Source organism: Actinosynnema sp. NPDC053489 (assembly GCF_044544865.1).
Taxonomy (GTDB): domain Bacteria; phylum Actinomycetota; class Actinomycetes; order Mycobacteriales; family Pseudonocardiaceae; genus Actinosynnema.
Map to the genome: position 1 here is coordinate 438486 of NZ_JBITXT010000002.1, position 18544 is coordinate 457029.

The 18544-nt window shown below is 72.1% G+C and carries 10 protein-coding genes; 4 read left to right on the top strand and 6 right to left on the bottom strand.

Features of this window, described 5'->3' with window-relative positions:
- Nucleotides 1-89: 89 nt before the first annotated feature.
- Entirely contained in the window at nucleotides 90-1700 is a 1611-nt protein-coding gene (locus tag ACIGNX_RS05095) for a carbohydrate-binding module family 20 domain-containing protein (RefSeq protein WP_396536466.1), read from the top strand.
- 40 nt (nucleotides 1701-1740) lie between these two features.
- Here ACIGNX_RS05095 and ACIGNX_RS05100 read toward each other — a convergent pair whose 3' ends face one another.
- From ACIGNX_RS05100 to ACIGNX_RS05120, 5 genes are all read right to left on the bottom strand, one after another.
- Nucleotides 1741-2529 (bottom strand): hypothetical protein, encoded by a 789-nt coding sequence (locus tag ACIGNX_RS05100; protein WP_396536468.1) that lies wholly within the window; start codon nucleotides 2527-2529, stop codon nucleotides 1741-1743.
- A gap of 91 nt (nucleotides 2530-2620) precedes the next feature.
- A complete protein-coding gene (locus tag ACIGNX_RS05105; RefSeq protein ID WP_396536470.1) occupies nucleotides 2621-7579 on the bottom strand; it encodes an NAD-glutamate dehydrogenase in 4959 nt (1652 codons plus the stop codon).
- 196 nt (nucleotides 7580-7775) lie between these two features.
- Nucleotides 7776-11531: a hypothetical protein gene (locus tag ACIGNX_RS05110; protein WP_396536472.1), complete on the bottom strand. Its 3756-nt coding sequence runs from the start codon at nucleotides 11529-11531 to the stop codon at nucleotides 7776-7778.
- A gap of 18 nt (nucleotides 11532-11549) precedes the next feature.
- Nucleotides 11550-13226 carry an energy-dependent translational throttle protein EttA gene (ettA, locus tag ACIGNX_RS05115; protein ID WP_396536473.1) on the bottom strand — a complete coding sequence of 559 codons (1677 nt, stop codon included), beginning with the start codon at nucleotides 13224-13226 and terminating at the stop codon, nucleotides 11550-11552.
- A gap of 319 nt (nucleotides 13227-13545) precedes the next feature.
- The gene (locus tag ACIGNX_RS05120; RefSeq protein WP_396536475.1) at nucleotides 13546-14037 is read right to left on the bottom strand and encodes a single-stranded DNA-binding protein; all 492 of its coding nucleotides are present in this window, start codon (nucleotides 14035-14037) and stop codon (nucleotides 13546-13548) included.
- A gap of 164 nt (nucleotides 14038-14201) precedes the next feature.
- On the opposite strand from ACIGNX_RS05120, the gene ACIGNX_RS05125 reads away from it, so the two are divergent.
- The 3 genes from ACIGNX_RS05125 to ACIGNX_RS05135 are packed head-to-tail and all read left to right on the top strand — an operon-like array spanning nucleotide 14202 to nucleotide 16568.
- On the top strand, nucleotides 14202-14807 hold the full coding sequence (locus ACIGNX_RS05125) for a TetR/AcrR family transcriptional regulator (protein ID WP_396536477.1): 606 nt from the start codon (nucleotides 14202-14204) through the stop codon (nucleotides 14805-14807).
- 13 nt (nucleotides 14808-14820) lie between these two features.
- Complete coding sequence (locus tag ACIGNX_RS05130) at nucleotides 14821-15750, top strand: ATP-binding cassette domain-containing protein (RefSeq protein ID WP_396536479.1); 930 nt, start codon at nucleotides 14821-14823, stop codon at nucleotides 15748-15750.
- Between the two features lie 14 nt (nucleotides 15751-15764).
- Nucleotides 15765-16568 (top strand): ABC transporter permease, encoded by an 804-nt coding sequence (locus ACIGNX_RS05135; RefSeq protein ID WP_396536481.1) that lies wholly within the window; start codon nucleotides 15765-15767, stop codon nucleotides 16566-16568.
- Here the strand turns inward: ACIGNX_RS05135 and ACIGNX_RS05140 are convergent.
- On the bottom strand, nucleotides 16565-18517 hold the full coding sequence (locus ACIGNX_RS05140) for a cytochrome c oxidase assembly protein (RefSeq protein WP_396536483.1): 1953 nt from the start codon (nucleotides 18515-18517) through the stop codon (nucleotides 16565-16567). The two genes, ACIGNX_RS05135 and ACIGNX_RS05140, sit on opposite strands and share 4 nt — an antisense overlap.
- Between the last annotated feature and the right edge of the window lie 27 nt (nucleotides 18518-18544).

The following is an 18544-nucleotide window of genomic DNA, read 5'->3' on the forward strand; positions in this document are numbered from 1 at the left end:
GTAGGACACATCCCTGCCACCGAGGAGACAACGTGGTTTCCGCAAGTCGAAGCGCATTGGTCGCGACAGCCCTGCTCCTGTTCAGCCTCTTGGCGGTTCCGCAAAGTTTTGCGACGCCACCGTCCGCCAAGGACGTCACCGCCACCCTCTTCCAGTGGCCGTTCTCCCGGGTCGCCACCGAGTGCACCACCGTGCTCGGGCCCCGGGGCTACGGGTTCGTGGAGGTCTCCCCCGCCACCGAGCACATCCAGGGCTCGCAGTGGTGGACCTCCTACCAGCCCGTCAGCTACCGCGTCGCCGGGCGGCTCGGCAACGAGGCGGCGTTCCGCAACATGATCAGCACGTGCCACGCGGCCGGCGTGAAGGTCATCGCCGACGCCGTCATCAACCACATGAGCGCCGGTTCCGGCACGGGCACCGGCGGCTCGTCGTACACGAAGTACAACTACCCCGGTTACTACTCCGACCCCGACTTCCACTCCTGCCGCACCGCGATCAGCGACTACCGCAACCGCGACAACGTGCAGAACTGCGAGCTGGTCAACCTGTCCGACCTCAACACCGGCAGCGACTACGTGCGCGGCAGGATCGCGTCGTACCTGAACTCGCTGATCGCGATGGGCGTCGACGGGTTCCGCATCGACGCGGCCAAGCACGTGGCGGCCGCCGACCTCGCCGCGATCAAGTCCCGGCTGAGCAACCCGAACGTGTACTGGGTGCACGAGGTGATCTACGGCGCGGGCGAGGCCGTGCAACCCGGCGAGTACACCGGTTCGGGTGACGTGGACGAGTTCCGCTACGCCTACGACCTCAAGCGGGTCTTCACCAACGAGAACCTGGCCTACCTGAGCACGTTCGGCCAGTCGTGGGGCTACCTGCCCAGCGGTCAGGCCCGCTCGTTCGTGGACAACTGGGACACCGAGCGCAACGGGTCGACGCTGAGCTACCGCGACGGCTCCACCTACACGCTGGCGAACGTGTTCATGCTGGCGTGGCCCTACGGCTCCCCGAACGTGTACTCGGGCTACGAGTTCTCCGACCACGACGCCGGTCCGCCGTCCGGGTCGGAGTGCTACACGTCCGGGTGGAAGTGCCAGCACCGGTGGACGCAGATCGCGTCCATGGTCGGCTTCCGCAACGCGGTCGCCGGCACGTCGGTGGTCAACTGGTGGGACAACGGCGGTGACGCGATCGCGTTCGGGCGGGGCGGCAAGGGCTTCGTCGCGATCAACCGCGAGACCACCCCGCTGACCCGGACGTTCCAGACGTCGCTGCCCGCCGGGTCGTACTGCAACGTGCAGCAGGAGGGGTGCGTCTCCTACACCGTCGGCTCGAACGGCCAGGTCACCGCGACCCTGGGCGCGGGCGAGGCGCTGGCGCTGCACGTCGGCGCGCCCGGTGGCGGCGGCAACCCGCCGGTCGGCACGACGTCGTTCGCGGTGAACGCCACGACGGTGCCGGGCCAGAACATCTTCGTGGTCGGCGACCACCCGTCGCTGGGCGCGTGGAACCCGGCGGCCGCGGTGGCGCTGTCGTCGGCCTCGTACCCGGTCTGGCGGGCGTCGGTGTCCCTGCCCTCCGGCACCGCGTTCCAGTACAAGTACCTCCGCAAGGAGAGCAACGGCGCGGTCACCTGGGAGAGCGGCTCCAACCGCTCCGCCACCGCGCCCGCGACCCTGAACGACACCTGGCGGAACTGACGGCCGTGGGGGGTGGGCGCCCGCGCCCACCCCCGACCCGTCACCCGAGGCAGCCACGCGGCAGGAACGCCCAGTGCGTGCCGGCGGCCAACGCCTGGCCGTGCCACTTCGCCATCGCCCAACCGCGGTCCTTGGTGACGTAGCGGACGTCGACCTGCGCGCCGGCGGGCACCGTGCCCAGCAGGTGCGCCGGGGCCGCGGGGCCGGAGCCGTACGCGGCGGCCGAGCCGATGTTGCCGTACGCGGCGCACGGCGACTTCGCGGTGGTGACCTTGAGCCCGCCGCCCTTGTTCTCGCTCCACACCCCGTACGGGCTGCACAGCGGGTCGACGCCGGTCGCGGTGCAGAACACCTGCTCGCTGTGCCACCAGCGCAGGGTGTCGATGCTGCCGTCGCCGTTGCTCGACCCCTGGACGGTGGGGCCGTTGGCGCAGCGGGTGGAGGAGAAGCCGTCCCGCTCGATCGCGAACTTGGCCGTGCCGTAGGCGTAGGCGCACCCGTCGAAGCTGCCGCCCGCGAAACCCCACGGCCAGCGGCTGATCTCCGGGTTGCCCGCCGACGAGTCGCCGGTGTCGCGGATGTCCATGTGGTCGAACGAGCCCTTGACCACGCCGTCCGCGAACCGGAAGTCCCGGGCGAACAGGTAGCCGACCATCGGGCCGTTCGCCTTGTAGCTCAGCAGCACCCAGCCGGGCCCGTACCCGACGCCGAGGGCGCCGTCCTCGGCGGCCGTCTGGACCCGGTTGACGCCGATGCTCCACGCACCGGCCGGGTGCGGCAGGAACAGCACCGCCACGACCGCCACCACCACTGCCGCCGCACGCCTCATGCCGTTCGACGGTAGGGCCCCGCGGGCGACCGCCACCTACGGCTTCCCGCTGCGGTGGGGCGCCACGCGACCGCGCGGCGCCCCACGCCGGTCAGCGGATCATGCTCCGCACCTGCCGCGCGGCCACGGAGAGCGTCGCCAGGTCCAGCCTGCTGACCCGGTTGATCTCCGCCAGCGCGGCGCGGGCGCGGCCCAGGCGGGAGGCGTTCTCCCGCTCCCACTTGGCGATCTTCTCGTCCGGGGTGTCACCCGGGTCGCCCGACCGCAGCACGTCGATCGTGATCGACCGCAGCGACGAGTAGAAGTCGTCCCGCAGCGCCAGGCGCGCCAGCGCGTGCCAGCGGTTCAGCCGCTCCAGGTTCGACACCGAGCTGAGCATCCGGTCGACGTCGAGGTGGTCCGACAGCGCGAAGTACACCTCGGCCGTCTCCTCGTGCGTCCGCTCCGGCCCGGTCGAGCCGTCGCCCTCCTCGCGCTCGGCCAGCTCGGCCACCTCGGTGACGTCGAGCAGCCCGTAGGTGAACAGCAGCCCGGCGATCCGGCGCGCCAGCCCGACCGGCACGCCCTGCTCGACCAGCCGCTCGACGTGCGCGATCACCGACTCCTTCTCGTGCCCCTGGAGCAGGTCGATCGTGCGCGGCGCCAGTGCGGCGACCACCGGGGCGAACCGGCTGATCGTCGACCCGACCGCCAGCGGCTGCGGCCGGTTGCTGAGCAGCCAGCGGGACGCGCGGTCGAGCAGGCGGCGCGTCTCCAGCACCATGTCGTCCTGCACGTCGGTCGGCACGACGTTGTCCAGCGCCCGGATCTCCCGCCACAGCGACGGCAGGTCGTAGATCGCCGTGACCACGGCGTAGGCGCGCACCGCGTCCGTCGCCGAGGCGCTGATCTCCTCGGCCAACCGGAACGCGAACGACACGCCGCCGCCGTCCACGACCTCGTTGACCAGCACCGTGGTGATGATCTCGCGGGACAGCGGGTGGTTGCCGACGGCGTCGGCGAACCGCTCCCGCAGCTCGCTCGGGAAGTACTCGGGCAGCCGCCGGGCCAGCACGTCGATCGTCGGCAGGTCGCTGGCCAGCACCTCCTCCTTCAGCGCCAGCTTCACGTGCGCGAGCAGCGTGGCCAGCTCGGGGGAGGTGAGGCCGTCGCCCGCCTTCTCCAGCGCCTTGAACTCCGCCGCGCTCGGCAGCGCCTCCAGGGCCCGGTCGAGCACCCCGCGCTGCTCCAGGTCCGCGACCAGGCGCGCGTGCACCGACAGCATCGGCGCGGCGTGCGCCCGCGACACGCCCAGCACGGCGTTCTGCGAGTAGTTGTCGGCCAGCACGAGCCTGCCGACCTCGTCGGTCATCTGGCCGAGCAGCTCGTTGCGCTGGTCCTGGTCGAGCTTGCCGTCGCGGACCAGCTCGTCCAGCAGGACCTTGATGTTGACCTCGTGGTCGGAGCAGTCGACGCCGGCGGAGTTGTCCAGCGCGTCGGTGTTGACCTTGCCGCCCGTGCGGGCGAACTCGATCCGGCCGCGCTGGGTCAGGCCCAGGTTGCCGCCCTCGCCGACGACCTTCACCCGCAGGTCCGCGCCGTTGACGCGGATCGCGTCGTTGGCCTTGTCGCCGACCTCGGCGTGCGACTCGGCGGTCGCCTTGACGTAGGTGCCGATGCCGCCGTTCCACAGCAGGTCCACCGGGGCGAGCAGGATCGCCTTCATCAGCTCCGGCGGCGACAGCTTCACCACGCCCTCGGGCAGCCCCAGGGCCACCCGGGCCTGCTCGCTGACCGGGATCGACTTGGCCGTGCGGGGCCACACGCCGCCGCCCTCGCTGATCAGCGAGCGGTCGTAGTCGTCCCAGGACGAGCGGGGCAGCTCGAACAGCCGCTTGCGCTCGGCGAAGCCCGCCGCGGCCGCCGGGTCCGGGTCGATGAAGACGTGCCGGTGGTCGAACGCGGCCACCAGCCGGATGTGCTCGGAGAGCAGCATGCCGTTGCCGAACACGTCACCTGACATGTCGCCGACGCCGACGACGGTGAACTCCTCGGTCTGCGTGTCCGTGCCCAGCTCGCGGAAGTGCCGCTTCACGCTCTCCCACGCGCCCTTGGCGGTGATGCCCATCGCCTTGTGGTCGTAGCCCACCGAGCCGCCGGAGGCGAACGCGTCGCCCAGCCAGAAGCCGTAGGACTTCGACACCTCGTTGGCGATGTCGGAGAACGACGCCGTGCCCTTGTCCGCGGCGACCACCAGGTAGGTGTCGTCGCCGTCGTGCCGCACGACCTGCGGCGCGGGCAGCACCGTGCCGGAGTTCAGGTTGTCGGTCAGGTCCAGCAGGCCGGAGATGAACTGCCGGTAGCAGGCGATGCCCTCGGCGAGCAGCGCCTCGCGGTCCTGGCCGGGGTCGCCCGTCGGTGCGGGCGGGCGCTTGAGCACGAAGCCGCCCTTCGCGCCGACCGGCACGATCACCGCGTTCTTCACCGCCTGGGCCTTCACCAGGCCCAGGATCTCGGTGCGGAAGTCCTCCCGGCGGTCGGACCAGCGCAACCCGCCGCGGGCGACCGGCCCGAACCGCAGGTGCACGCCCTCCAGGCGCGGCGAGTACACGAAGATCTCGAACCGCGGGCGCGGCTGCGGCAGGTCCGGGATCGCGCGCGGGTTCAGCTTCACCGCCAGGTACGGGCGCGGGTTGCCGTCGACGTCGCGGACGAAGTAGTTCGTGCGCAGCGTGGCCTGCACCAGCGTGAGCAGGCTGCGCAGGATGCGGTCCGCGTCCAGGCTGGTCACGTCGTCGATCATCGCGGTGATCTCGGTGGCCAGGTGCTCGGTGCGGTCCGCGCGCTGCTCGTCCGACAGCGCCGGGTCGAACCGCGTCTCGAACAGCCGCACCAGGGCCGTGGCGACCTCGGTGTGGCCCAGCACCGCGTCCTCGATGTAGTCCTGGCTGTACGGCGTGCCCGCCTGGCGCAGGTACTTGGCGTAGGCGCGCAGCATCGCGGCCTGCTGCCACGTGACGCCCGCCTTGAGGACGAGCGTGTTGAACCCGTCGACCTCGGCCTCACCGCGCCACGCGGCGGCGAACGCGTCCTGGAACCGGGTGCGCACCGACTCCAGGTCCTCGCTCGACAGCTTCTCCAGCGTCGCCTGGTCCAGGCGCAGGCCGAAGTCGTAGATCCAGCACTCGACGCCGTCGTCGCGGCTGAGCTCGTAGGGGCGCTCGTCCACCACGACCACGCCCATGCGCTGCAGCATCGGCAGCACGTCCGACAGCGTCAGCCGCGCGCCGACCAGGAACAGCTTGAACCGCCGCTCGCCCGGCTCGGCGTCGCGCGGCACGTAGAACGCGAGGTCCAGCGCGCCGGGTGCCAGCGCCTCGATGCGCCGGAAGTCCGCCAGGCCCTCGACCGCGGTGAAGTCCTCCTTGTAGGCCTCGGGGAACGCGGCGGCGATCCGCTGGCCCTGCTCGGAGGACGACTCCGCGCCCAGGCCCGCGCCGTGGCCCTCCAGCACCGCCTCGACCATGCGGTCGTCCCAGGACCGGACCGCCTCGGCCAGCAGGTGCTGGATGTAGCCCGTGTCCGGCTCGACCTGGCGGTTCGGGTCGGTGTGCACGGTGAAGTGCACGCGCGCCAGCGCCGACTCGCCCACCCGGGCGCTGTACTCCAGGTTCACGCCGCCGAGCTGGTCGATCAGCACCTCCTGCATCGCCAGCCGGGACGTCGTGGTGTAGCGGTCGCGCGGCAGGTAGACCAGGCAGGAGTAGAAGCGGCCGTACGGGTCGCGGCGCAGGAACAGCCGCAGCCGGCGGCGTTCGGCGAGCGCGATCACGCCCGTCACGGTCTGGTAGAGCGTGTCCGTGTCGACCGAGAACAGCTCGGTGCGCGGGTAGTTCTGGATCACCTCCAGCATCCGCTGACCCGAGTAGGAGTGCAGCGGGAAGCCGGCGCGGTGGATCACGTCGCGCACCCGGCGCTCGACCGCCGGGATGTCCAGCACGTCCTCGTGCAGGGCGGTGGTGGAGAACACGCCCAGGAAGCGGTGCTCACCGGTGACGTTGCCGTCGTGGTCGAAGGTCTTCACGCCCACGTAGTACGGGTACACCGACCGGTGGACGCTGGACTGGGCGCTGGCCTGCGTGAGGACCAGCAGTTCGGGCGACAGTGCCTGCGCGCCCGCGTCCGGGCCCGCCGTCAGGCTGCGCGCCGCGAGGCTGTCCTGTCTGAGCACGCCCAGCCCGCTCGCGAGCACCGCCCGCAGCGCGGGTTCGCCGTCGGTGGCCGGGTCGTCGTGCACCAGCTCGTACTGGCGGTAGCCGAGGAACGTGAAGTGGTCGTCGGCCAGCCAGCGCAGCAGGTTCGCGCCGTCGCGCACCTCGTGCTCGGGCAGCGGCGGCGGGGCGGCCTCCAGCCGTTCGGCCAGTTGCAGCGCCGTGCCGGCCATCTTGTCGGTGTCCTCGACGACCTCGCGCACGTCGTTGAGCACGGCGTGCAGCTTGGTCTGCAGCTCGCGCGCCCGGTCCGGGTCGGTGAGCAGGTCGACCTCGATGTGCATCCACGACTCGGCGATGGCGTCGCCCGGCGGGTCGGCCGGGTCCGCCGTCGGCAGGACCCCCTGGAGCGCGCCCGTCACCAGGTCCCGGCGCACCACGACGATCGGGTGCACCACCCGCTGCACCTGCACGCCGCCGCGGGTCAGCTCGGAGGCCACCGAGTCGACCAGGTACGGCATGTCGTCGGTGACCACCTGCACCACGGTGGCCGGACAGGTCCAGCCGTCGTGCGCGCGGGTCGGGTTCAGGATCCGCACCACCGGTCGCCCGGGCACCCGGGTCTCGGCGAGCTGGTAGTTCGAGCGCACCGCGCCCACCAAGTCCACCGGGTCGTCGTCGTTGACTTCCTCGGCGGGGACGTGGCGGTAGTACAGGCGGATCAGGTCGGCGAGCTCGGGGGCGTTGGCGGCGGCCCGTTCGATCAATTCGTCACGAGCCTGTTCGGGACTGGCCGGGCGAGCCGCGCCGGCGTCGCGGGCGGCGTGCTCGGATCGGGACGGAACTCCAGTCGAGGTCATGTTCAGGCGGCTCCACAGTATCCGGTACCTCTGTGTACCGGGTCCGCGCACCACTTAACCAGACGCCCGCGAACCCGTTCGCCGCCACCCTCGCACTGAATCGAACAACCTCCCGCAAAACGCGGAATTCACCGATGACATGGCCTTTTCCCGGCTTTGTTACCGGCGGGAAACCTTATTAGAACCTCAAATCGGTTCAGGATTCGGGAAGCGTCCACGTGTCGAACCGGTGCGGCGGGTCCACGCGCAGGATGGGAGCCGTGGTCTCGTTGTCGGAAGCCGGTGGCGGCGTCCCGACAGGTGGGAGCGGCACGGTGTCCTCGTCGACCTCGACGCGCCCGGCGGCCTCGTCCTCGCGCCGGGCGTCCTCGTAGGCGACGAGGGCCTCGGCGAGGAGTTCGGCCAGGCTCAGGTCGCTCTTGTGGCGGCGCGAGGCGCGGGTGGCGCTGGGCGTGTCGGAGGTCGGCGGGGCCGGTTCGGCGATGGCGGGCAGGTCGATCGTCCTGCCGCCGACCACGACGGCGGTGACGAAGGGCTCCTTCGGCGTCTCGCCCGTCGGCTCCTTCGGCTCGGCCGGGTCGGGGGCGGGCGCCGGCGCGGCGTCGTGCTGGATGTGGGGCTGGATGTCGGGCTCGACGTCGTGCTCCACGTCCGCCGCGCCGAGGAACCCGGTCGGCCTGAACCGGAGCGGCGCCGGCTCGGGCCGGATCAGCTCGGGCTGGACGGGCTCGGGCTGGACGGGCTCGGATTGGACCGGCTCGGGCTGGACCGGCTCGGGTGCCGGCACGTTCGCGTCCGCCGGGGGGAAGAGCGGCCGGACCTCGTCGGGGGCGGTCGGCAGGGGTTCAGACATGCCGAAGTCCGGTACCGGCGGCAACGGGTGGTCGGGCGGGTCGGGGACGCGGGCGGTCGGGATGAGCGGCCCCTTGACGAAGGCCGCCCCGAGACCGACCGGGGGGACGTCGTCACGGATCACGGGCTGCACCATCGTGGGCGAGTCGAACATGTCGACGGGCGGCTCACCCCGCAACCGGGCCGGCGGCTCGACCCGCCACTGCACCGGCTCGGACGGCGGCTCGGGCTGGGGGGTGAGGTCGACAGCCTCCGGGTACGACAGCGATTCGGGGTACGGCAACGGCCCCGCACCCGGGAACGGCTCGACGTGCGACGGCGGCTCAGGCGACGACACCGGCCCCGCGTGACCGAGGGATTCGGGGAACGGCACCGGCTGCGACAACGGCTCCCGCGCCCCCGGCTCCGGCTGGGACGGCGACTCGGACAGCACCACGGGATCGGGCCGGGTCAGCGGCTGCCGTTGCGGCAGGGGCTCCGGCAGTGGCTCCGGCTGCGGCACGGGTTCGGGCCGCAGTGCGGAGTCGGGATGCAGGGTGGAGTCGGGATGCCGCGTAGGCTCGAAGTGCGGCGCAGGCTCGAAGTGCGGCGCGGGTTCGGGGTACGACGCAGCCTCAGGGTGCGGCGCGGGTTCGGGGTACGACGCAGCCTCAGGGTGCGATGCAGCCTCGAAGTGCGGCGCAAGCTCGGGGTGCGCTGCGGGTTCGGGGTACAGCGCGGGCTCGGAGGGCAGCGCAGGCTCGGGGCGCGGGGAAGGCTCAGGGCGCAGTCCGGGCTCGAAGTGCGATGCCGGCGCGGTGTGCTGCGTGTGCGCAAGGTGCGTCGCGGCCTCGGACCGCAGTGCCGGTTCAGGGTGCGGCGCGGGTTCGAGGTGCGGCGCGGGTTCGAGGTGCGGCGCAGGCGTGGGGTTCGGCGCGGGCGCGAGCACCGGTGCGGGCTCAGGGCGCAGCGGCGACCCCGGCTGCGGTGCGGGCGCGGACCCCGGCGCGGGTTCGGGGTGCGGTGCGGGCTCGGCGTGTGACACAGGTCCGTGGTGGGGCGTGGGCTGCGGTTGGTGGGTGGTCGGAGGTTGTGGGGTTGGTTGCGGCTGGGTGGCCGTGCCCTCGGTGGTGGTGGCCGGTTCCGGGTCGGGACCGGCGTCGGGAGCACGTCGCCGGCCGCCGGCGCGTTGTGGGTCGAGCAGGCCGGCCGCCTTCAAGGTGTCCAGCACGCTCGAGTCGGGTCCGGCTTCCCGCGCACCCTCTTCCTCGGCGGCCTCCCGGGCGGCCCGTCGCCGACCGCTGCGGACCGCACCCGCTGCGGCGATCAAGCCGGCCGCGGGGACGCTCCGCTCGCCTTCCGGGAGGTCGGCTGGGACGTCGGCCGGGGTGGTCGCGTCCACCGCCGGTTCGACCGGCGCGGCGGCCGCGTCGTCGGGCGGGAACCCGGCGAAGGCGGCAGGCGTGTCCTCGGCGCCCTCGACCGCGTGGCGGTCGGCGGGCGCGGGACCGGAGGTGGGCTCCGGGTTGGTCACGTCGCCGGCGCCGCTCGCGGGCACGTCGGTGGCGGTGGGTGCAGCCGGGTGGGGCGGGGGCACTGCGGTCGCCGATGCCGGGGGCGTCGGCGGCACCGGAGTGGGGACGGCGCCCTCCTGGGAGGCGACGGGGATGCCCCGGGGAGGCGTGGTGGGGCGCGCTTGGATGCTCCGCGCGTGTTCCGGGCGGCCCTGGGTGGGGCGTTGCTCCTGGTCCTGCTCCGGTGCCCGGCGGCGACCCCCCGGTTCGGCGGCGGCTTCCGTCTCGCCGAACGGCTGGACCAGCCGCCAGCGGTCGGCGGCGTGAGCCCTCGCGGCGGACAGGCCCTCGACCGTCATGTCCTCCGCGGCCCGGCGGCGCTTGACCCGGATGCCCTCGTTGCGGTGCATCTGGACCGGGCGCCACTGGCGCAGCTGCTGCTTGACCTCGGGCGCCAGGTCGGGGTCGGTGGGCGCGACGGCGGACGGGGTGCCGGTGCGCAGCAGGGCGGCCAGTTCGTCGTGCAGGCCGCCGGCGGGCTGGCGGTGCACGCCCGCGAACTCCGCGGCCAGCCTCGCCCGCACCGCGTAGACCGCGCGGGCACGACGGCGTTCCGCGGCGTGGGCGGAGCGCAGGTTGGCCAGGGCCTCAGCCAGGTCGCCCGCCACCTCGTGGACGTGCGCCAAGGCCAGCAGGCTCTCGGCCAGCAGGGTGTCCAGCTGGTGGCGCTCGGCGCTGTCCGCGACGTCGCGCAGCAGGTCACGAGCCTGGTCCACGCGGCCGGCGGGCAGGTGCACCCTGGTCGCCAGGGCCAGGCGCAGCCACCCGGCGGTCGACGCGGACGGCGCTCGCACCGGGCGTTCCAGCAGCGGGGTGCCGACCTCGGACGCCTCGCCCGGCTTGTTGAGGTCCAGCAGGGCGCACACCAGCTCGACCGTGAGCCTGCCCCGGACCTGCCCGTTGTCGGTCCGCGCCTCCTTCAGGCCGTCCAGCACCGCCAGGCCGTCGCGGGCCGCGGCGACCGCCGCCGGCAGGTCGCCCCAACGGCGGTGCTGACCCGCGGCGGACGCGCGGAGCAGGCCCCGGTGCAGCAGGGTCGTGTCGTGGTCCAGCAGCGGATCGGCCTGGTAGAGCTGGTCCGCCTCGTCCAGCGCCCTGGCCAGCGCCGCGCCGCGGCCCACCGACACCAGGCACTCGCTCGCCTGGACCAGCGCGGTGGCGCGCAGGCCCGGCGGGACGTCGTCGGCCTCCAGCACCGGCCGGACGGCGGCGAACCCCGTGAGGGGCGCGCCGACCGACCTGGCGCTGTCGGCCAGCTCCACCCGCAGCCGCCAGGCCGTCTCCCGCTCGGACGCGACCTCGGCCGCCTTGAGGGCGTCCAACGCCCGGTCCGCGATGCGGACGCCCCGGCCCATGCGGTTGCTCGCGAAGACCACCAGGGCCTCCGCGCGCAACCGGTCGACCTCGTCACGGCGGGTGGAGGCGAGCGCGACCGCGCGCTCGCCCAGCACCAGAGCGAGCTCCGGTGCCCGCCAACGCAACCGCCAGGCGGGCACGACCAGCGTGCTCACCTCGACGTCCGCCTGCGCCTCGCCCCTCGCCGCCACGATGTAGGTACCCGGCTCTCAGTCCCGTGTGAGCTTGCGGTAGGTCACGCGGTGCGGCCTGGCCGCCTCCGCGCCGAGGCGCTCGACCTTGTTCTTCTCGTAGCCCTCGAAGTTGCCCTCGAACCAGTACCACTGCGACGGGTTCTCGTCCGTGCCCTCCCACGCCAGGATGTGCGTGGCGACGCGGTCGAGGAACCACCGGTCGTGCGAGATGACCACGGCGCAGCCGGGGAACTGCTCCAGCGCGTTCTCCAGCGAGCCCAGTGTCTCGACGTCCAGGTCGTTCGTCGGCTCGTCGAGCAGGATCAGGTTGCCACCCTGCTTGAGCGTCAGGGCCAGGTTGAGCCGGTTGCGCTCGCCGCCGGACAGCACGCCCGCCGGCTTCTGCTGGTCCGGGCCCTTGAAGCCGAACGCGCTGACGTACGCCCGCGACGGCATCTCGACGTTGCCGACGTGGATGTAGTCCAGGCCGTCGGAGACGACCTCCCACACGTTCTTCTTCGGGTCGATGCCCGCGCGGTTCTGGTCGACGTAGGACAGCTTGACCGTCTCACCGATGCGGACCGTCCCCGAGTCCGGCTCCTCCAGGCCGACGATGGTCTTGAACAGCGTCGTCTTGCCGACGCCGTTGGGACCGATGACGCCGACGATGCCGTTGCGCGGCAGGCTGAACGACAGGTTGTCGATCAGCACCCGGTCGCCGAAGCCCTTCTTGAGGTTCTCCACCTCGACCACGACGTTGCCCAGGCGCGGGCCCGGCGGGATCTGGATCTCCTCGAAGTCGAGCTTGCGCGTCTTCTCCGCCTCCGCGGCCATCTCCTCGTAGCGGCCGAGGCGGGCCTTGGACTTGGCCTGGCGCGCCTTGGCGCCCGAGCGGACCCACTCCAACTCGTCCTTGAGCCGCTTCTGGAGCTTCTGGTCCTTCTTGCCCTGGACGGCCAGCCGCTCGGCCTTCTTCTCCAGGTAGGTCGAGTAGTTGCCCTCGTACGGGTGGGCCCGGCCGCGGTCGAGCTCCAGGATCCACTCGGCGAGGTTGTCGAGGAAGTACCGGTCGTGGGTGACGGCCAGGACGGCGCCCTGGTACTGCGCCAGGTGCTGCTCCAGCCACAGCACGCTCTCCGCGTCCAGGTGGTTGGTGGGCTCGTCGAGCAGGAGCAGGTCGGGCTTGCTCAGCAGCAGCTTGCACAGCGCCACCCGGCGGCGCTCACCACCGGAGAGCTTCTTGACGTCGGCGTCCGGCGGCGGGCACCGCAGGGCGTCCATCGCCTGCTCCAGCTGGGAGTCGAGGTCCCACGCGTTCGCGTGGTCCAACTCCTCCTGGAGCTGCCCCATCTCCTCCATCAGCTCGTCGGAGTAGTCGACGGCCATCTTCTCGGCGATCTCGTTGAAGCGGTCGAGCTTCACCTTGATCTCCCCGAGGCCCTCCTGGACGTTGCCCAGGACGGTCTTCTCCTCGTTGAGCGGCGGCTCCTGCTGGAGGATGCCGACCGTGTAGCCGGGCGAGAGGAACGCCTCGCCGTTGCCCGGTGTGTCCAGGCCGGCCATGATCTTCAGCACGCTCGACTTGCCGGCGCCGTTCGGACCGACCACGCCGATCTTCGCACCGGGGAGGAACATGATGGTGACGTCATCCAGGATGACTTTGTCCCCGTGCGCCTTGCGCACCTTCTTCATGGTGTAGACGTACTCGGCCATGCCCGCGATCGTAGAGCGGTGCCGATCGGGCCCGAACCTCGGACGCCGGCAACGGACGTGGGCACAACGCAGAGTTAACGCGAACGTGGGTCACCCACAGACGTAACACGACCGTCCGGCGGGCCTGGCGCGACCCTGCGACCAGCGGCTCCGACCGGATGCGCGAACTCGGTGCGCTGTCAACCCCCCGATGCCTGCGTGCGGACCCGGCCCTGGCGCCGGCCCGACGACCTCCCTCCTCCACGCTCGCAACGGCGACGACTGCCCGCGCATTCTCCGTCCAGATCCGGCCGAGGGGAGCCCTTGTAGCTCGATTGGCTCAGAACGGCACTTCGGCCACCTCCTTCGGGCGCTCCGGCTCACCCGGGAGGACCAACGGCAGCTCGTCCGGTTTGCGGGGTGCGGCGATCTCGGGAGCGGCACGCGCCTCGACCGCGTCCGCCGACTGCCTGGTGCGCACCGACGTGGCCGTGCACAGCGCGAGGTTGGGCCCGATCGCCGTCGCTTCCAGCTCAACCACGGGCCGCACCGCGCCCTCGTACTCGACCTCCTTGATCGTCAACCGGCCGGTGACCACCACCGGGTCACCCTTGGCCAAGGACGCCTGCGCGTTGTCCGCGAGCATCCGCCAGCACGACACCGACAGGAACATCCGCGCGCCGTCCTCCCACGTGCGCTGCTCCTGGTCCCACACCCGCTCCGCGGTGAACAGCCGGAACTTCGCCCGGCTGAACCCCGTGCCGACCTTCGTGTGGGTGACCGGGCCGGCGACGCTGCCGCAGATGGTGACCCGGGTCTCGTTGTAAGCCATGTCCGCCTCCTGGTGGTGATCCGCTGGGACCAGATTGCCGGTGGTCGGGGGCGGTGGACAGCACCGCTTCCGGATCTGTGGACAACTCGTCGGAGCATGCATAATCGCAATGAGTGAGCACTCACTCGTTGACATGAGTGAGGACTCACTCATAACCTGGTGACATGCCCGAGGACACCACCCGCCGCCGCCGCGCCCCCGCGATGAGCACCGAAGACCGCCGCCGGGCGATCGTCACCGCCACCGTCCCGCTGCTGTTCGCGCACGGCGCCAACGTGACGACCAGCCAGATCGCCAAGGCGGCCGGCATCGCGGAGGGCACGGTCTTCCGGGCGTTCAAGGACAAGCAGGAACTGATCCGCACCTGCGTGCAGAGCGTGCTGGAGATCGACGCCGAGCTGGAGCTGATCGAGCGGGCGGGACGGGCGACGGCCCTCGCCGAACGCCTCTCCCAGGCCATCGGCGCGGTCACCGGCTACCTCGACCGGATGTGGAAGCTCGTCAGCGTCCTGCGCGACTCCGGTTACGACCCGCGCGACGGCCACGGCGAGCGCAAGGGCCCGCCGGTCGAGATGCAGCGCATCACCGAGCACGTCGCGACGCTGTTCGGCCCGGACGACGACCTGCGGGTCGACCCGTCCCTGGCCGCACGGCTGCTGCTCGGGCTCGTGTTCACCAACCGCATGCAAGGCGACGGCTTCGGCGACTCCACCGCGGACGCCGACCAGCTCGTGGAGCTGTTCCTCCACGGCGTGCTGAAGCAGGACTGAGGGGGAAGGCGACATGGCAGACCTGATGATCGAAGCGACCGACGTCGGCAAGGCGTTCGGTGCGCAGAAGGCCCTCGACGGGGTGAGCGTCGCCGTGCCCAAGGGCACCGTGCTCGGGCTCCTGGGCCACAACGGGGCCGGCAAGACGACGCTGGTCAACGTGCTCACGACGATACTCCCGCCGGACTCCGGCCGGGCGGCGGTGGCCGGGTTCGACGTCGTCACCCAGGCGCACCAGGTCCGCAGCCGGATCGGGCTGACGGGCCAGTTCGCCTCCGTGGACGAGCAGCTCTCCGGCCTGGACAACCTGGTGCTGATCGCCCGGCTGCTCGGCGCGACCACCCGCGAGGCCAGGGCCAGGGGCGCGGAGCTGCTGGAGCTGTTCGGGCTGGCGGACGCGGCCAAGCGGCCCTCGCGCACCTACTCCGGCGGCATGCGCCGACGGCTGGACCTGGCCGCGAGCCTGGTCGGCCACCCGGAGGTGATCTTCCTGGACGAGCCCACCACCGGCCTGGACCCGGCCGCCCGCCTCGGCCTGTGGGAGATCGTGGAGAACCTGGTCACCGACGGCACCACGGTCCTGCTCACCACCCAGTACCTCGACGAGGCCGATCGGCTGGCCGACTCCATCACGGTGCTCTCGCAGGGCAGGGTCGTCGCCGCGGGCACCAGCTCCGAGCTGAAGGCCCAGGTGGGCCGCCGCACGGTCACCGTGACCCTGGCGGACGCCTCGGACGTGCCCAAGGCCACCGGAGCCCTCGAACGGGCCGGCCTGCACCCCGTGCCGGCGCGAAACACGCTGACCGCGCCCGTCACCTCGTCCCGCGAGCTGGCCACGGTCGTCCGCGCGCTGGACGAGGTCGGCCTGGAGGCCACCGAACTGGCCCTCGGCGAGCCGACCCTCGACGACGTCTACCTCACCCTCGCGCAGCACGCGGCCTGAACAGGAGCCACCCGATGACCACCCTCTCCGCCGCACCGCGCTGGCGCGGCACCGCCTTCGGCACCCAGGTGCTCGTGCTGACCCAGAGGTCCCTGCGCACGCTGGTCAACGACCCGCGCATGATCGTGTTCAGCATCCTGCAACCGCTGATCATGCTGACCCTGTTCAGCCAGATCTTCGCCGGCATCGCCAACACCCCGGGCTTCCCGCGGGGTGTCGCCTACATCGACTTCCTCATGCCCGCGATCCTGGTCAACACCGCCATGCAGTCGGCGTTGCAGGCGGGCGTCGGCCTGGTCACCGACATGAAGAACGGCGTGCTGGCCCGGTTCCGCTCGCTGCCGGTCCAGTCCAGCTCCGTTTTGGTCGCCCGCAGCCTGTCCGACCTGGTCCGCACCGCCGCGCAACTGCTGCTGATGATGCTGTTCGCGGTCGTGGTGTTCGGCTACTCCCCCGCCGGCGGGGTCGTCGGCACGCTCGCCGCGCTCGCCCTGGCGCTGGCCGTCGGCTGGGGCCTGGGCTGGATCTTCCTGGCCGTCGCCGCCTGGCTGCGCAACGCCGAGCTGATGCAGACCGTGGGCTTCCTGGCGATGTTCCCGCTGATGTTCGCCTCCAGCGCCTACGTGCCGGTCAACAGCCTGCCCGGCTGGCTCCAGGCGATCGCCAACGTCAACCCGCTGACGTTCGCGGTGAACGCGGCCCGGTCCCTGGCGCTGGCCCAGCCGGTGACCGGGGTCGTGGGGGCGCTGGCCACGAGCGCCGTGCTGGCCGCCGCCGGGTGGTTCCTCGCCGTGAAGGGCTTCCGCCGCCCGCTCTAGTCCTTGCCCGACATCTTGCGCAGCATCGCGTTGTACGCGGCGAGGTCCGCGTCACCGTCCGCGTCCGCCCGCCGGTCCGCCCGGCGGGCGTCGCGGTAGTCGGACCTGGCCCACTGCACCAGCAGCGCCACCATCACCACGATCAGCGGCAGCTCGCCCGCCGCCCACGCGATGCCGCCGCCGAGCCGCTGGTCCTCCAGCTGCGACGTCACCCACGGCAGGCCGAGCGAGCGGTAGAAGGTGTCGCCGATCACGGTCTGGGAGCTCATCAGCACGATGCCGAAGAACGCGTGGAACGGGATCGAGGCGAACAGCAGGCCCAGCCGGCCCAGCGGCGGCAGCCGGTTCGGTGCCGGGTCGATGCCGATCACCGGCCAGTAGAAGACGTAGCCGACCAGCAGGAAGTGCGCGTTCATCGCCAGGTGCGCCCAGTGGTAGTCCAGCGCCGCGTCGAACAGCCCCGAGAAGTACAGGCCGTAGAACGAGCCCACGAACAGCGCCAGCGCCACGAACGGGTTGGTCAGCACCTTCGCCACCGGCGAGTGCACGAACGCCAGCAGCCACTCCCGCGGCCCCGGTGGGTTGCCCCTGCCCGCCGTCGGCAGCGCGCGCATCGCCAACGTCACCGGACCGCCCAGGACCAGCAGGATCGGCGCCAGCATGGACAGCAGCATGTGCGCTTCCATGTGGATGCTGAACATCGCCGGCGCGTACCGGCCCACGCCCGACGACGTGGCGAACACGACGGTCAGGCACCCCGCGACCCACGCGATCGTGCGGCCCACCGGCCAGGCGTCCCCCCGACGGCGCAGCCGCCGCACGCCCAGCAGGTAGACCACGCCCAGCGCGATGAAGGCCGTGCCGAAGACCAGGTCGAACCGCCAGTCGAACAGCAGCCGCCACAACGTCGGCGCGCCGTACAGGTCGTAGCCGATGCGCAGCTCCACCGCGCTCGGCAGGACCCGGCCCTCGACCGGCGGCGGCGTGCGGCTCAACGCGGCGGCCAGCCCCAGCGTGAGGAACATCAGCAGCACCTCGACGCCCGCGAGCCGCACCAGCGACCGGCCGGAGCCGGTGGCCACGACCTCCTTCACGCTCCGCTCGCGCTGGAAGTAGCCCACGACGCCCAGCACCACCAGCGCGATCGTCTTGCCGAGCACCAGCAGGCCGTAGTCGCTGGTGAAGAGCTGGTCCAGCGGCAGGCGCACCCACGCGTTGATCACGCCGGAGGCGGCCATCACGACCCAGCAGACCAGGGCCAGCCGGGAGAACCGGGCCGTGGCCAGGCCCAGGTGGTCGCCGCCGCGCCGGCCGTGCGCCAGCAGCGCGATCAGGCCGCCCACCCACAGCGCCGCCCCGATCAGGTGGAACAGCAGGCTGTTCGTGGCCACGTCGTGCGACCCGCCACCGGACGAGTGCCCCGTCACGGCAACCGGGATCAGGGCGAACACCGACAGCAGGAACAGCGGCACGGTCCAGCCCCACGACAGCACCAGCCGGCAGCCCAGCGCGAGCAGCGCCACGAGCACCGCCGTGATCATCCACGCCTTCGACTGCTCCACCAGCCCGGCCACCTGCACCAGCACCGACGGGTCCAGCATCGTGGTCACCGGCTGCCCCAGCGCGTCGGCCACCGTGAACGGCACCGACAGCACCGCGCCCACCGTCCACACCAACGACGCCCAGCCCGCCGTGCGCACGGCCGCGTAGCCGTCGGCGGCCAGCGTGCCGGTGTCCTGCGGCGGCACCAGGAACGCGGCCAGCAGCAGCGAGCCGATCGTCACCACGCCGGCGGTCTCGGTCAGCACGCGCACCACGATCAACCCGGTCGCGTCGCCGCCCGTGAGGACGAGCAGCCCCGCCGCCACGAGCGCGGCTATCGCCGTGCCGACGATCAGCAGGGGGACGAGACCGGTCCGCCGGGTGCGGGGAGGCGCTTCAGTGGGCACGTCACGAGGGTAGGCGGCGTGGCCACA